General features: G+C 65.2%; 13 protein-coding genes. 11 read left to right on the top strand and 2 right to left on the bottom strand.

Annotated elements, in window-relative coordinates:
- The first annotated feature begins 1 nt into the window (after position 1).
- The 8 genes from ACMGT0_RS23575 to ACMGT0_RS23540 all read left to right on the top strand — a co-directional run bounded on the left by ACMGT0_RS23575 (position 2) and on the right by ACMGT0_RS23540 (position 7052).
- Positions 2–187, top strand: a complete 186-nt coding sequence (locus ACMGT0_RS23575; protein WP_017905777.1) for a Trm112 family protein — start codon at positions 2–4, stop codon at positions 185–187.
- A complete protein-coding gene (gene kdsB, locus ACMGT0_RS23570; RefSeq protein WP_054061192.1) occupies positions 184–948 on the top strand; it encodes a 3-deoxy-manno-octulosonate cytidylyltransferase in 765 nt (254 codons plus the stop codon). The genes ACMGT0_RS23575 and kdsB overlap by 4 nt, the downstream gene beginning before the upstream one ends.
- Positions 948–1412 carry a low molecular weight protein-tyrosine-phosphatase gene (locus ACMGT0_RS23565; protein ID WP_054061191.1) on the top strand — a complete coding sequence of 155 codons (465 nt, stop codon included), beginning with the start codon at positions 948–950 and terminating at the stop codon, positions 1410–1412. The genes kdsB and ACMGT0_RS23565 overlap by 1 nt, the downstream gene beginning before the upstream one ends.
- Positions 1409–2428 (top strand): UDP-N-acetylmuramate dehydrogenase, encoded by a 1020-nt coding sequence (gene murB, locus ACMGT0_RS23560; protein WP_416770036.1) that lies wholly within the window; start codon positions 1409–1411, stop codon positions 2426–2428. The genes ACMGT0_RS23565 and murB overlap by 4 nt, the downstream gene beginning before the upstream one ends.
- Before the next feature lie 251 nt (positions 2429–2679).
- Positions 2680–3150, top strand: coding sequence for a (2Fe-2S)-binding protein (locus ACMGT0_RS23555; protein ID WP_054061193.1), 471 nt, complete (start codon positions 2680–2682; stop codon positions 3148–3150).
- On the top strand, positions 3147–5465 hold the full coding sequence (locus ACMGT0_RS23550; RefSeq protein ID WP_416770034.1) for a molybdopterin cofactor-binding domain-containing protein: 2319 nt from the start codon (positions 3147–3149) through the stop codon (positions 5463–5465). Before ACMGT0_RS23555 ends, ACMGT0_RS23550 begins: the two co-directional genes overlap by 4 nt.
- Positions 5465–6451 carry an XdhC family protein gene (locus ACMGT0_RS23545; protein ID WP_416770032.1) on the top strand — a complete coding sequence of 329 codons (987 nt, stop codon included), beginning with the start codon at positions 5465–5467 and terminating at the stop codon, positions 6449–6451. Before ACMGT0_RS23550 ends, ACMGT0_RS23545 begins: the two co-directional genes overlap by 1 nt.
- On the top strand, positions 6444–7052 hold the full coding sequence (locus ACMGT0_RS23540) for a nucleotidyltransferase family protein (RefSeq protein WP_416770030.1): 609 nt from the start codon (positions 6444–6446) through the stop codon (positions 7050–7052). Before ACMGT0_RS23545 ends, ACMGT0_RS23540 begins: the two co-directional genes overlap by 8 nt.
- Positions 7053–7102: 50 nt before the next feature.
- Here ACMGT0_RS23540 and rne read toward each other — a convergent pair whose 3' ends face one another.
- Positions 7103–10444, bottom strand: coding sequence for a ribonuclease E (gene rne / locus ACMGT0_RS23535; RefSeq protein WP_416770028.1), 3342 nt, complete (start codon positions 10442–10444; stop codon positions 7103–7105).
- A gap of 719 nt (positions 10445–11163) precedes the next feature.
- Between rne and rluC the strand changes: the two genes are divergently transcribed.
- Genes rluC through sppA form a run of 3 tightly spaced genes read left to right on the top strand, consistent with a single transcriptional unit; the run spans position 11164 to position 13779 of the window.
- Entirely contained in the window at positions 11164–12120 is a 957-nt protein-coding gene (gene rluC / locus ACMGT0_RS23530) for a 23S rRNA pseudouridine(955/2504/2580) synthase RluC (RefSeq protein WP_054061148.1), read from the top strand.
- On the top strand, positions 12110–12772 hold the full coding sequence (locus ACMGT0_RS23525; protein ID WP_416770026.1) for an HAD-IA family hydrolase: 663 nt from the start codon (positions 12110–12112) through the stop codon (positions 12770–12772). The genes rluC and ACMGT0_RS23525 overlap by 11 nt, the downstream gene beginning before the upstream one ends.
- A 20-nt stretch (positions 12773–12792) precedes the next feature.
- Positions 12793–13779, top strand: coding sequence for a signal peptide peptidase SppA (gene sppA, locus ACMGT0_RS23520; RefSeq protein WP_054061150.1), 987 nt, complete (start codon positions 12793–12795; stop codon positions 13777–13779).
- A gap of 49 nt (positions 13780–13828) precedes the next feature.
- Here sppA and ACMGT0_RS23515 read toward each other — a convergent pair whose 3' ends face one another.
- Positions 13829–14407: a Maf family protein gene (locus ACMGT0_RS23515; protein WP_054061151.1), complete on the bottom strand. Its 579-nt coding sequence runs from the start codon at positions 14405–14407 to the stop codon at positions 13829–13831.
- Positions 14408–14500 lie beyond the last annotated feature (93 nt).

Here is a 14500-nt window from a genome sequence, read left to right as displayed (position 1 = left end):
CATGGACACCAAACTGCTCGATATCCTCGCTTGCCCGATCTGCAAGGGGCCGCTCAAGCTCAGCGCCGACAAGACCGAGCTGATCAGCAAGGGCGCCGGCCTGGCGTTCCCGATTCGCGACGGCATCCCGGTGATGCTCGAGAGCGAGGCGCGCACCCTGAGCGCCGATGAGCGTCTGGACAAATGAGCACTCCGTTCATCGTCGTGATTCCGGCGCGGTATTCCTCCACGCGCCTGCCGGCCAAGCCACTGCAACTGATCGCCGGCAAGCCGATGATCCGGCACACCTGGGAACAGGCGCGCAAAAGCAGCGCCCAGCGGGTGGTGGTGGCCACCGACGACCCACGGATCGTCGAAGCCTGCCAGGCCTTCGGCGCCGAAGTGCTGTTGACCCGCGAAGACCATGAGTCCGGCACCGATCGCCTGGCCGAAGTCGCCAGCCTGCTGGGGCTGGAACCGGAGGCGATCGTGGTCAACGTCCAGGGTGACGAGCCGTTGATCCCGCCGGCGGTGATCGACCAGGTTGCGGCCAACCTGGCGGCGCACACCGAAGCGCGCATGGCCACCCTGGCCGAGCCGATCGAAGAGGTCGAGGCGCTGTTCAACCCGAACGTGGTCAAGGTGGTCAGCGACATCAACGGCCTGGCCCTGACCTTCAGCCGGGCCACCTTGCCCTGGGCCCGCGACGATTTTGCCGGGGATCGTGAACACCTGCCGAAAGGCGTGCCGTTCCGTCGGCATATCGGCATTTATGCCTACCGTGCCGGCTTCCTGCATGACTTCGTCGGCTGGGGCCCGTGCTGGCTGGAAACCACCGAGCGCCTGGAGCAGTTGCGGGCCCTGTGGCACGGCGTGCGAATCCATGTGGCCGACGCCCTGGAGGCACCGCCCACCGGCGTCGATACACCACAAGACCTCGAACGCGTTCGTCGTTTGCTGGAGGCCTGATGCGGGTCCTGTTTGTCTGCCTGGGCAACATCTGTCGTTCGCCCACGGCTGAAGGCGTCTTGCGCCACAAGTTGCGCGCGGCCGGTCTCGCCGAACTGATCGAGGTCGATTCCGCCGGTACCGGCCACTGGCATGTCGGCAAGGCGCCGGACAGCCGCAGCCAGCGGGCTGCGCGGCTGCGCGGCTACGACCTGTCGGCGCAGCGCGCCCGCCAGGTGAGCAGCGCGGATTTCAACCGCTTCGACCTGATCCTCGCCATGGACCAGAGCAACCTGCGCCACCTCAAGCAGCTGCAGCCGGCCCAGGGCAAGGCCGAGCTGGACCTGTTCCTGCGTCGTTACGACGGTGCGTTGGACGAGGTCCCGGATCCGTACTACGACGAGGAACACGGCTTCGAACAGGTACTGGACCTGATCGAGCAGGCCAGCGATCGCCTGGTCGACGAACTCCGGGGGCGTCTATGAGCCTGCAACCGCAAGCCGGTGTTTCCCTCAAGCCCTACAACAGCTTTGGCGTCGATGTCCGTGCCCAGTGGTTCGCCGAGGCCCACGGTGATGACGACGTGCGCGAGGCCCTGGCTTTCGCGGCGCAGCGGCAATTGCCCCTGCTGGTGATCGGCGGTGGCAGCAACCTGCTGCTGACCGGCGATATCCAGGCGCTGGTGTTGCGCATGGGCAGTCGCGGCATTCGCCTGCTCAGCGATGACGGCCAGCGTGTGATCGTCGAGGCCGAGGCCGGCGAACCCTGGCATCCGTTCGTGCTGGCTACCCTGGCCCAAGGCTGGTATGGCCTGGAGAACCTCAGCCTGATCCCCGGCACCGTCGGCGCCGCGCCGATGCAGAACATCGGTGCCTATGGCGTCGAGATCAAGGATGTGTTCGCTGGCCTCACCGCCCTCGACCGGCAGACCGGCGAATTGCGCGAGTTTTCCCTGCAAGAGTGCCAGTTCGGCTACCGCGACAGTCTGTTCAAGCACGCCCAGGGGCGCTGGCTGATCCTGCGGGTGCGCTTTGCCCTGAGCCGGGTCGAGCAGTTGCACCTGGGCTACGGTCCGGTGGCCGAGCGCCTGAAAGAGCAGGGTGTCAGTCAGCCGGGGGCGCTTGATGTCAGTCGGGCGATCTGCTGCATTCGCAGCGAGAAACTGCCGGACCCGGCGGTACTCGGCAATGCCGGGAGCTTCTTCAAGAACCCGCTAGTCTCGGCCGCTCACGCCGCCGAGCTGAAGCAGGCTCACCCCGCGCTGGTCGGTTATCCACAGGCCGACGGGCAGGTGAAACTGGCGGCCGGCTGGTTGATCGAGGCGGCCGGCTGGAAGGGCTTCCGCGATGGCGACGCCGGTGTGCATCGCCTGCAGTCGCTGGTGCTGGTCAACCACGGCGCGGCGACGGGGGAGCAACTGCTGGCCCTGGCCCGGCGGATCCAGGCCGATATCGCCGAGCGTTTTGCGGTTCAGCTGGAAATGGAACCGAACCTCTACTGAATGAGGCTATGCTGATCGTTGGTCAGCCGGAGCGCTTTCTCTCAAAGCCCTGTGCAGTCGGACTGCATGGGGCTTTTTTGCATGGAATGGCTTTCCCCGGGCTGGTCAAAACGGTAAAAAAGCCTCAACGAACGGCCCGGTGAAGCATCCGCTTCACAAGAGAGCCGATTAGCCTGAGTCGATCTGCTGCCGTCCGTGCGGCCCCTTGCAGATGGCTCGACCCCATGACCTTCAACGATGCGGGCGTGCCCATGATTACCCTGAAACTCAATGGTCAAGACCATCCCCTGGACGTCACCGAGGATATGCCGCTGCTCTGGGCTATTCGCGACGTGGCGGGTTATACCGGGACCAAATTCGGCTGCGGCATGGGCCTGTGTGGTGCCTGTACCGTGCATATCGACGGCCTGGCGGCCCGTTCCTGCGTCACGCCGATCGGCTCGGTGGTGGGCCGCGACGTGCGCACCATCGACAACCTGCACAGCGATCCGGTCGGCCAGGCGGTACAACAGGCCTGGCTCGACGGTGGCGTGGCGCAGTGCGGGTTCTGCCAGGGCGGACAGATCATGTCGGCCACTGCCCTGCTCAAGGTGAACCCCAAGCCCAGCGACGAGCAGATCGAGGAAGCCATGCTTGGCAATATCTGCCGCTGTGGCACCTACAACCGCATCAAGACGGCCATCCAGGCCGCGTCCGCCCATTTGCAGGAGGCCAAGGCATGAGCCGCTCCCTGAACGATTTCGCCCTGAGCAACCTCAGCCGGCGCGGCTTTCTCAAGGGGGTCGGCGCCACTGGCGCGCTGGTGCTGGCGGCCACCTGGGGCCTGCCCGATGCCTTTGCCGAAGGCGAGAAGAAGTACGGCGCCGACGGCATGCCCAATGGCTGGGTCGACGATCCCAAGGTTTATGTCAGCATCGACGCCGATGGCAGTGTGACGGTGGTCTGCAACCGTTCGGAGATGGGCCAGGGCGTGCGTACCAGCCTGAGCATGGTGGTGGCTGACGAACTGGAGGCCGACTGGGCGCAGGTCAAGGTCCGCCAGGCGCCGGGAGACGAAGTGCGTTTCGGCAACCAGGACACCGATGGCTCGCGCAGCATGCGTCACTGGTACGAACCCATGCGCCGCTGTGGTGCTGCCGCACGGACCATGCTGGAACAGGCTGCCGCGCAGCAATGGAACGTCCCGGTCGGCGAGTGCCGGGCGCAGTTGCACAAGGTTATCCACAGCCCGAGCGGGCGCGAGCTGGGCTATGGAGTCCTGGCCGCCGCTGCCGGCGCCCTGGCGGTGCCGCCGCGGGACAGTCTGCGGCTCAAGCAGCCCGCGGAGTTCCGCTATATCGGCAAGGAATCGACGCGGGCCATCGACGGTGCGGATATCGTCAACGGCCGTGCCCTTTACGGGGCCGATATCCATTTCGAGAAGATGGTCTATGCCACCGTGGCGCGTCCGCGGGTGTATGGCGGCAAGCTCAAGTCGTTCGATGCGGCGGCGGCGCTGAAGGTGCCTGGCGTGCTCAAGGTGCTGGAGATCGAACCTCGCCCGTTGCCGTCCGAATTCCAGCCGCTGGGTGGCGTGGCGGTGATCGCCAGCAACACCTGGGCCGCGATCAAGGGGCGCGAGGCGCTGAACATTGTCTGGGACGATGGCGACAATGCCCGCTACGACTCGGTTGCCTATCGCCAGGAACTGGAAGCCGCGTCGCGCCAGCCGGGCAAGGTGGTGCGCAATACCGGCAATGTCGATGAGGCGCTCAAGGGGGCCGCGAGCCACTTCGAGGCCGGCTACTACCTGCCGCACCTGGCGCAGGCGCCGATGGAGCCGATGGTCGCCATCGCCCGTTTCAACGACGAGCAATGCGAGGCCTGGGCGCCGACCCAGGCCCCCCAGGTCACCCGCGAGCGGATTGCCGAGCGGCTGGGCATCGGTTTCGACCAGGTCACCGTCCATGTCAGCCTGCTCGGTGGTGGCTTCGGGCGCAAGTCCAAGCCGGACTACGTCATCGAGGCGGCGATCCTGGCCAAGGCGATGCCGGGTACGGCGGTGCGGGTGCAATGGACCCGCGAGGACGACATCCACCACTCCTATTTCCACACCGTGTCGGCGGAATACCTGCAGGCCAGCCTGAACCAGGACGGTACGCCATCCGGCTGGCTGCACCGCACCGTGGCCCCGAGCATCACCGCGCTGTTCGCGCCGAACATGAACAACGAGGCGGCGTTCGAACTGGGCATGGGTTTCACCAACATGGCCTATGACATTCCCAACGTGCGCCTGGAGAACCCCGAGGCGAAAGTCCACACCCGGGTCGGCTGGTACCGCTCGGTGTCGAACATTCCCCATGGTTTCGCCATCCAGAGCTTCGTCGACGAACTGGCGCACAAGGCCGGCCAGGATCCGCTGGCCTATCAGCTCAAGCTGCTGGGACCCGACCGGCAGATCGATCCGCGCAGCCTGAGCGAACAGTGGAACTACGGTGAGTCGCCGGAGCGTTACCCGATCGATACCGGACGCCTGCGCACCGTGCTGGAAACCGCGGCCAAGGCGGCCGGTTGGGGGCGCAAGCTGCCCAAGGGACGTGGCCTGGGCCTGGCGGTGCACTACAGCTTCGTCACCTATGTGGCGGCGGTGATCGAGGTCGAGGTCAAGGACGATGGCACGCTGATCGTGCACAAGGCCGATATCGCCGTGGACTGCGGACCGCAGATCAACCCGGAACGGATCCGCTCGCAGTTCGAGGGCGCTTGCGTGATGGGCCTGGGCAACGCGGTGCTGGGCGAGATCAGCTTCAAGGAGGGCCAGGTCCAGCAGGACAACTTCCATATGTACGAAGTGGCGCGCATGTCCCTGGCCCCCCGGGAAGTGGCGGTGCACCTGGTCACGCCGCCGGGCCAGGTGCCACTGGGTGGTGTCGGTGAACCTGGGGTGCCGCCGATCGCGCCGGCGCTGTGCAATGCGATCTTCGCTGCCACCGGTCAGCGTATCCGCAACCTGCCGGTGCGTTATCAACTGCAAGGCTGGAACAAGGCGCAGGCCTGATGGACAGCGTCGATCTGAATGTCCTGCGCAGCGTCCTGCAGTGGCGCCGCGCCGGGCACCGGGTAATGCTGTACAGCGTGGTCCGGACCTGGGGCAGCGCGCCGCGCCAGCCCGGGGCGATGCTGGCCTTGCGTGGGGATGGCATGGTGATCGGCTCGGTGTCGGGTGGTTGCATCGAGGATGACCTGATCGCCCGCCTGCACGATGGGCGCCTGCCCGCAGACGGGCCCCCGGTGCAACTGGTGACCTATGGTGTCAGTCGCGAGGAGGCGGCGCGCTTCGGCCTGCCGTGTGGTGGCACCCTGCGTCTGACCGAGGAACGGGTCGGCGATGTCGCCTGGGTCGAGCAACTGCTGCGGCGTTGCGAGGCTCACGAGATCGTCGCGCGTGAACTGGATCTGCTCAGCGGAACGGTGACTCTGCATGAGGCCGGCCGGCAGGATCTGCTGAGCTTCGATGAGCGCACGCTGCGGGCCATCTACGGGCCGCGCTGGCGCCTGCTGCTGATCGGCGCCGGGCAGTTGTCGCGCTATGTGGCGCAGATGGCGCGGATGCTGGATTTCGAGGTACTGGTCTGCGATCCGCGCGAGGAGTTCGTTCACGGCTGGGAGGAACCGCACGGCCGTTTCGTACCGGGCATGCCCGATGAGGCGGTGCTGAATATCCAGGCCGACGAGCGCACGGCGATCGTCGCGCTGACCCATGACCCGCGGCTGGACGACATGGCCTTGCTGACGGCGCTCAATTCCAGGGCCTTCTACGTCGGTGCGCTGGGCTCGCGGGTCAACAACCGCAAGCGGCGGGACAATCTGGCGCTGCTGGGGCTGGGCAGCGAGGCGATCGCACGGTTGCATGGGCCGATCGGCTTGCCTATCGGCAGTCACACGCCGGCGGAGATCGCCTTGTCGCTGTTGGCCGAGATCGTCGCGATCAAGAACGGCGTGGAGTCACGGCAGAAGAAAGCGGAGCTGGCACCGGGTGAATGAGTCGATTGCCGCGATCATCCTGGCGGCGGGGCAGGGCAGTCGGTTCCGGCAGGTGGCCGGGGCCGATCAGGACAAGTTGCTGGCCGCTTGCGAGGGGCGTGACGGGGTGGTGCGTCCGGTACTGGAACAGGTGCTGCGCAGCCTGCCTGACAGCCTGGGCGCGCGGGTGCTGGTGACCACGGCGGATCGGCCTGAAGTGATTCGCCTGGGCCAGGCCCACGGCTGCCGGGTGCTGTTGCCCGGGTCCACGGGCATGGGTGACAGCATTGCCACCGGGGTCGCCGCCAGTGCCGAGGCCGACGGCTGGCTGATGGTGCTGGGGGATATGCCATTTATCCTGCCGGAGACCTTTGAACGGGTGCTGGCGAGGATGGCAAGGGAGAGGATCTGCGTACCGACGCTGGCTGGCGGGTATGGGCATCCCGTGGGGTTCGGCCGCGATTTCGGGGAGGCGTTACGGGCGTTGTCCGGTGATCGTGGAGCGAAGGCGCTGTTTGCCACGGGGCGGGTCGAGCCGGTGCCGGTGGAGGACCGCGGGATCGTCTGGGATGTCGATGTGCCTGCGGCTCTGGTTTTCGAAGCGCACCACCCTGACCCATGAAAAAGCCCCGCCTGCATCACTGCAGGCGGGGCTTTTCATTGGCCATCGAATCAGGCGTGAGGCTTGTGCTCTTCGACTGTTTCCAGGGCTTTTGGCGCGTGCTCGATCACTTCTTCGGCAGGCTGCGAGTTTTCCTCGGTAGCCGCTTCGTTGTGAACGACAGGGGCCGCAGGGGCCTGTTCCGCCTCGACAACCACCGGCGCCGGTTCGGCAGCAACGGCAGCTTCCTCGGCAGGAGCAGCAGCGGCGGCAGCCAGTTCGGCAGCCTTGCGTGCTTCTTCCTCGCGCTTGCGACGGCGTACTTCACGTGGGTCGTTCGGTGCGCGGCCATTGCTGGTCAGGACCACCGCTGGGGCTTCCACCGCAACCGGAGCCGCTTCTTCAGCGACCACTGGTGTGGCTTCGACAACCGGAGCGGGCTCAGGCTGAGCGACGACCGCAGGTTCCACGGCAGCAGGCTCGGCAACCACGGGCTCGGCAACCGGCGCTTCGACGGCGGCAGGTTCGGCAGCCCACTGGAAGGTGGCCTGGATTTCCTGAGCAGGTTCGGCAGCCTTCTCGACGACCGCTGCTTCAACTGCCGGTGCTTCAGCCGGGGCAGCCTCGACAGTCGGGGCTTCGGCGGCTGGAGCTTGCACGACTGGAGCCTCGACCGCCGGCTCAGGCGCGACGAACACCGGCAGCTCGGCGGCAGCGGTTTCGATCGGTGCTTCAGCTACCGGCGCAGCTTCGCGAACCTCGGCGACTTCCACTTCCGGTGCGGCGATCACCTCAACCGGGGTGGTCGCTTCAACGGCAGGCGCTTCAGCGGTCGGGGTTTCCAGGGTGGCGGCGGTGGCACGTTCAGCCTGCTGATGCGCTTCGGCTTCGGCGTTGGCGCTGATCGCGCTGCTGGCAACGGCGGCGGTCACGGCCAGGCCGGCAGCCAGTTCGGCGCCGCTGGCTTCGGCCTGCTGGCCTTCGCCGGCTTCATCCGAGCCTTCGATCACGTTGCCGTTGGCATCGCGCTGACGTTCACGACGGTTGCTGCGACGACGCTGGCCACGGGAGCGACGACGTGGACGCTCGCCACCTTCGGCGTTGTCCTGGCCATCTTCCAGTTGCTCTTCGCCCTGCAGGACTTCTTCCTCGCTGGCCGCGGCAGCCTGTTCGGCGCGTGGCTGACGCTCTTCACGCGGTGGGCGTGGCTGGCGTTCCTCACGTGGCGCACGGGCTGGACGTTCCTCGGCGACTACCGCGGCAGCGGCAGCAGCGGCTACGGCACCGACGGCCGGGGTGGCATCCAGCGGCTCGCGCAGTTCGCGTACACGTTCCTCGCGCTCGCCGCGTGGCTTGCGCTCTTCACGTGGGGCACGCGGCGCGCGTTCCTCGCGTGGTGGGCGCGGTGCACGTTCTTCGCGGGCGGCTGGCACGTCGTCACGGGTTTCACGCAGTTCGCGCGGGGCGCGCTCCTCGCGTGGCGCACGCTCCTCACGTGGGGCGCGCTCTTCACGCGGCTCGCGTGGTGCCCGTTCTTCACGAGGTGCACGTTCTTCGCGCGGCTTGCGGTCTTCGTCGCGGCGGCCGTTGCGGTTGCGGCTCTGCTGACGGCCGTTGCGGCGCTCTTCGTTGCGCGCCGGGCGTTCGGCGACAGGCTTCTCGACCACCACCGGCGCGGCCGGTTCTTCCTTGCCGGCGAACAGGCTGACCAGCGACTTCACCAGGCCCTTGAACAGGCTTGGTTCCGGGGCTGGAGCCGGAGCCGGAGCGGCGGCAACCGGGGCGGCCACTTCGGTCGGCACCGGTGCATTGGCGCGGGCCGGGGCGGTCTTGACCGCAGCTTCCTGGCGAACCAGGGTGCGGGTCGCGGCCGCCGGCTGGGCTTCTTCCGCTTCGGCGGCGGCGGCAGCGATCTCGTAGCTGGACTGGTTGTTGGTGGCGTCCGGGTTGTCGTCACGCAGACGTTGCACTTCGAAGTGCGGCGTCTCCAGGTGATCGTTCGGCAGGATCACGATGCGGGCGCGGGTGCGCAGTTCGATCTTGGTGATCGAGTTGCGTTTTTCGTTGAGCAGGAATGCGGCAACCGGGATCGGCACCTGGGCGCGGACTTCGGCGGTGCGGTCCTTCAGGGCCTCTTCCTCGATCAGGCGCAGGATTGCCAGGGACAGCGACTCGACGTCACGGATGATGCCGGTGCCGCTGCAGCGTGGGCAGACGATGCCGCTGCTCTCGCCCAGGGATGGGCGCAGACGCTGACGGGACATTTCCAGCAGGCCGAAGCGCGAGATGCGGCCGACCTGAACGCGGGCACGGTCGGCTTCCAGGCATTCGCGGACCTTTTCTTCCACGGCGCGCTGGTTCTTGGCCGGGGTCATGTCGATGAAGTCGATCACGATCAGGCCGCCGATGTCGCGCAGACGCAGTTGGCGGGCGATTTCTTCAGCGGCTTCCAGGTTGGTCTGCAGCGCGGTCTCTTCGATGTCGCTGCCTTTGGTGGCGCGCGCCGAGTTGATGTCGATGGACACCAGGGCCTCGGTCGGGTCGATCACGATGGAACCGCCGGACGGCAGCTCGACGACGCGCTGGAAGGCGGTCTCGATCTGGCTTTCGATCTGGAAGCGGTTGAACAGCGGTACGCTGTCTTCGTACAGCTTGATCTTGCTGGCGTACTGCGGCATCACCTGGCGGATGAAGGTCAGGGCTTCGTCCTGGGCTTCGACGCTGTCGATCAGCACTTCGCCGATGTCCTGGCGCAGGTAGTCGCGGATCGCGCGGATGATCACGTTGCTTTCCTGGTAGATCAGGAAAGGTGCGGAACGATCCTGGGAGGCTTCCTTGATCGCGGTCCACAGTTGCAGCAGGTAGTCGAGGTCCCACTGCATTTCTTCGCTGCTGCGGCCCAGGCCGGCAGTGCGGACGATCAGGCCCATGTCGGCCGGGGCGACCAGGCCGTTCAGCGCCTCGCGCAGTTCGTTGCGCTCTTCGCCTTCGATGCGGCGGGAGATGCCGCCGGCACGCGGGTTGTTCGGCATCAGCACCAGGTAGCGACCGGCGAGGCTGATGAAGGTGGTCAGGGCGGCGCCCTTGTTGCCACGTTCTTCCTTCTCGACCTGGACGATGACTTCCTGGCCTTCGCTCAGGACTTCCTTGATGTTGACGCGGCCTTCGGGTGCCTTCTTGAAGTACTCGCGGGAGATTTCCTTGAGGGGCAGGAAGCCGTGGCGCTCGGAGCCGAAGTCGACGAAAGCGGCCTCGAGGCTGGGCTCGATACGGGTGATCCGGCCTTTATAGATGTTGGCCTTCTTCTGTTCGCGCGCACCGGACTCGATATCCAGGTCGTAGAGGCGTTGGCCGTCTACCAGCGCAACACGCAACTCTTCGGGTTGAGTTGCGTTAATCAGCATTCTTTTCATGTAGTACCGTCGGTTTCCGGGCTGCCGGAAACGGCGTTCGGCACACACGACTTCTCACGGTCGGTGTCAGGTGCGTCATGGAGTGGCGGGCCATTCCAGTGTCTAGCGAGATTTCGGCCTACTAGTACTAGTGGCGAAGTCGCGACCGACGCTTCCTGCTTGCTGTGGTGGCATAAGCCCCGCTTTAAGCAAAACTGAGTCAGGAGGAGGAATCAACCGCGGGTGTGGACGATATGAAGCGTCTTGAACAAGCCTAATGCTACACAGTCCGACGGTTGTGCATCTCCACCCTACACGTATCCCTGATAATTCGGGTGCTGCCGCGCGCAGAATCCGCAGCGGGTTGCATTTACCGTGAACGCCTAAGGGCAGTTCACGCATCATGGCTAATTAGGCGTTGTTTCCGACGCCTTCGCTGTCGGTGGGTCCTGCGACTGACTGCACTTTGTGAACTGTCCGTGAATATCGGCTCGGGAGACGAGTGGTTACTCAGTTTCCCGGCTCGCTTCAGGCCTCATGTCACCTGCGCTTGTTACAATCGCGAACCTGCCAAATGTAGCGAAAGCCCCGTAGGACGGCCTCGCGTCCTGATGAATTGCGTGGGTCAGGGTCGGCTGTTTGCCGTTGTTCCGCTGCCCGGCCGCTTTTGGCGGCGTTCGCGACTATAGCAGCAATGATTAAGTGCTTCAATTCCATAAAAAATTGTTATCATCCGCGACATGACGACGACTACCCCCCCGACCTCTGGCGTTCAACTGCTCGAGGTTTCGCCGGAATTTGCCGGCCAACGCATCGACAATTTTCTCCTGGCCCGGCTCAAAGGCGTACCCAAGACCTTGATTTACCGCATCTTGCGCAAAGGCGAAGTGCGAGTGAACAAGGGGCGGATCAAGCCCGAGTACAAGCTGCAGGCAGGCGATATCGTTCGTGTGCCTCCCGTGCGCGTTCCCGAGCGCGACGAACCCGTGCCTGTCGCCCAGGGGCTGCTGCAGCGCCTGGAGGACTCGATCGTGTATGAGGACAAGGCGCTCATCGTGATCAACAAACCGGCGGGTATCGCCGTGCATGGTGGCAGCGGCCTGAGTTTCGGCGTGATCGAAGCCTTTCGTCAGTTGCGTCCCGAAGCCAAGGAGCTGGAGCTGGTGCACCGCCTGGATCGCGACACCTCCGGGCTGCTGATGATCGCCAAGAAGCGCAGCATGCTGCGCCATCTGCACGAGGCGTTGCGCGGCGATGGCGTCGACAAGCGCTACATGGCGCTGGTGCGGGGTCACTGGGCAACCTCGGTCAAGCAGGTGCGGGCCCCGTTGCTCAAGAGCAACCTGCGCTCCGGCGAGCGCATGGTGGAGGTCAACGACGAGGGCAAGGATGCGCTGACGGTGTTCAAGGTGCTGCGTCGTTTCAACGACTTCGCCACCCTGGTCGAAGCCAAGCCGGTGACCGGTCGCACCCACCAGATTCGGGTGCACACCCTGCATGCCGGCCACTGCATCGCCGGCGACAGCAAGTACGGGGATGACGACTTCACCCGGGAAATCCGTGAACTGGGCGGCAAACGCCTGTTTCTGCATGCCTACATGCTGACAGTGCCGCTGCCTGATGGCGGCGAGCTGAAGCTGCAGGCGCCGGTGGATGAAATGTGGGCCAGGACCGTGGAGCGCTTGAGTGCGGGCTGATTACAAACTGCTGATTTTCGACTGGGACGGCACCTTGGCCGATTCCATTGGTCGGATCGTCGAGGCGATGGGCGCGGCGGCAGGGCGCTCCGGTTTTCCACTGCGGGACGAGCGGGCGGTCAAGGGCATTATCGGTCTGGGCCTTCCAGAGGCGATTCGCACCCTTTATCCAGAAATCTCCGACGAAGAGCTGGTAGTTTTTCGTCAACACTACGCCGATAGCTACATCGCCCTGGAAGCGGTACCTTCGCCACTGTTTCCGGGCGTGGTCGAGTCCATGGCGGCGTTCCGCGAGGTCGGCTACCAATTGGCGGTGGCCACTGGCAAGGCTCGTCGCGGGTTGGACCGGGTGTTGAAGGCCCATGGTTGGCTGGATTATTTCGATATCACCCGGGCCGCCGACGAAACCGCGAGCAAGCCGCATCCGCTGATGCTTGAGGAGATTCTCGCCCATTGCGGCGTGCCGGCGTCCCAGGCGCTGATGGTCGGTGACTCGGCCTTTGACCTGCAGATGGCCCGCAATGCCGGCATGGACAGCGTGGCGGTGGGTTACGGTGCCTTGTCCCTGGATGAGTTGCAGGTGTTCGAACCGCGCCTGGCGATCGACAGTTTTCCTGAGTTGCATGCCTGGTTGAATGGCCAGGCCAATTGAGTCTACTGGGGTGAGCACATATGGCTGATGAATGGAATGCACCGTCCAAGGCGAATGCCGACGGCGAAGATAAAAGCTGGAAGCTGCTGGAGCGTACGCTTCAGGCCGGCATCACCGAGCAGCGTCGGGCCCGGCGTTGGGGGATCTTCTTCAAGCTGCTGGCCTTTGTCTACGTGGGAACCGTGTTGGTGATGCTCTCGCCCCTGGTCGATGTGGAAAAGAGCGCCAGTCGTGGCGCTCACTACACCGCGTTGATCGAGGTGCGCGGCATGATCGCGGACAAGGAGTCGGCCAGCGCCGACAATATCGTCGGCAGCCTGCGTACGGCCTTCGAGGATCCCAAGGTCAAGGGCATCATCCTGCGTATCAACAGCCCGGGCGGCAGTCCGGTGCAGTCGGGCTATGTCTATGACGAGATCCGTCGCCTGCGTGGCCTGCATCAGAATACCAAGGTCTATGCGGTGATCTCCGATCTCGGTGCGTCGGGCGCCTATTACATTGCCAGTGCGGCCGACGAAATCTATGCCGACAAGGCCAGCCTGGTCGGTTCCATCGGTGTGACGGCGGCGGGCTACGGATTCGTCGGTACCATGGAGAAGCTCGGCGTGGAGCGTCGCGCCTACTCCTCGGGTGAGCACAAGTCGTTCCTCGATCCGTTCCAGCCACAGAAGGCGGATGAGACCCGCTTCTGGCAGGGCGTGCTGGACACCACCCACAACCAGTTCATTGCCAGCGTGAAGAAGGGCCGGGGTGACCGCCTCAAGGACAAGGAGCATCCGGAGCTGTTCTCCGGGCTGGTCTGGTCCGGCGAGCAGGCGTTGTCGCTGGGGCTGATCGACGGCCTGGGCAGTGCCAGTTCGGTGGCACGGGACGTGATCGGCGAGAAGAAGCTGGTGGACTTCACTGTTCAGGAGTCGCCGCTCGACCGCTTCTCGAAAAAGCTCGGGGCGAGCGTGGCTGAACACCTGGCCATGTGGATGGGTTTCCAGGGGCCGACCCTGCGCTGACAGCCTCTGCGTACGCCCACCGTCATCCTGCGGTGGGCGTGTCCCGGGGTCAGGGAATCTCGACGCCCTCGGCCAGCAACATATCCACCAGGCGGATCAGCGGCAGGCCGATCAGGCTGGTGGCATCCGTCCCTTCGGTGCTCTGGAACAGGCTCACGCCCAGGCCTTCGGCCTTGAAGCTGCCGGCGCAGTCGTAGGGCTGTTCGGCGCGCAGGTAGCGTTCGATGCGCTGTTCGTCGAGCTGGCGCATGTGCACGGTAAAGGCCACGCAATCGACCTGGCAGCGGCCGCTCTGGCTGTTGAGCAGCGCCAGGCCGGTGAGGAAGCTCACCCGGGCACCGCTGGCGGCCAGCAACTGTTCCCGGGCCGTTTCGAAACGGTGGGGCTTGCCGAGGATGCGCCCGTCGAGCACCGCGACCTGGTCCGATCCGATGATCAGGTGCCGCGGGTGGCTGGCGGACAGGGCTCGCGCCTTCTGTTCGGCCAGGCGCCGTACCAGCGCTTCGGCAGGCTCGCCCGGCTGGTGGCTTTCGTCGATATCGGGCGAGCTGCACGTGAAGGGCAGGCGCAGGCGGTCGAGCAATTCCCGGCGGTAGACCGAGCTTGAGGCGAGTAACAACGGCAGCATGCGCTTCTCCTGAAGGTGGTCGGCGATTCTATCCACAGGCGAAGCCGACGGACAGGGCTGAATTTCCTTTGACATGGGCGGGTGCATCCCTAT

The sequence above is a fragment of the Pseudomonas sp. RHF3.3-3 genome, from assembly GCF_048069595.1.
In the GTDB taxonomy this organism is placed as follows: Bacteria; Pseudomonadota; Gammaproteobacteria; order Pseudomonadales; family Pseudomonadaceae; genus Aquipseudomonas; species Aquipseudomonas fuscovaginae_B.
Note: the sequence above shows the minus strand (reverse complement) of the source record. Positions and strands in the feature narration are given on the sequence as shown.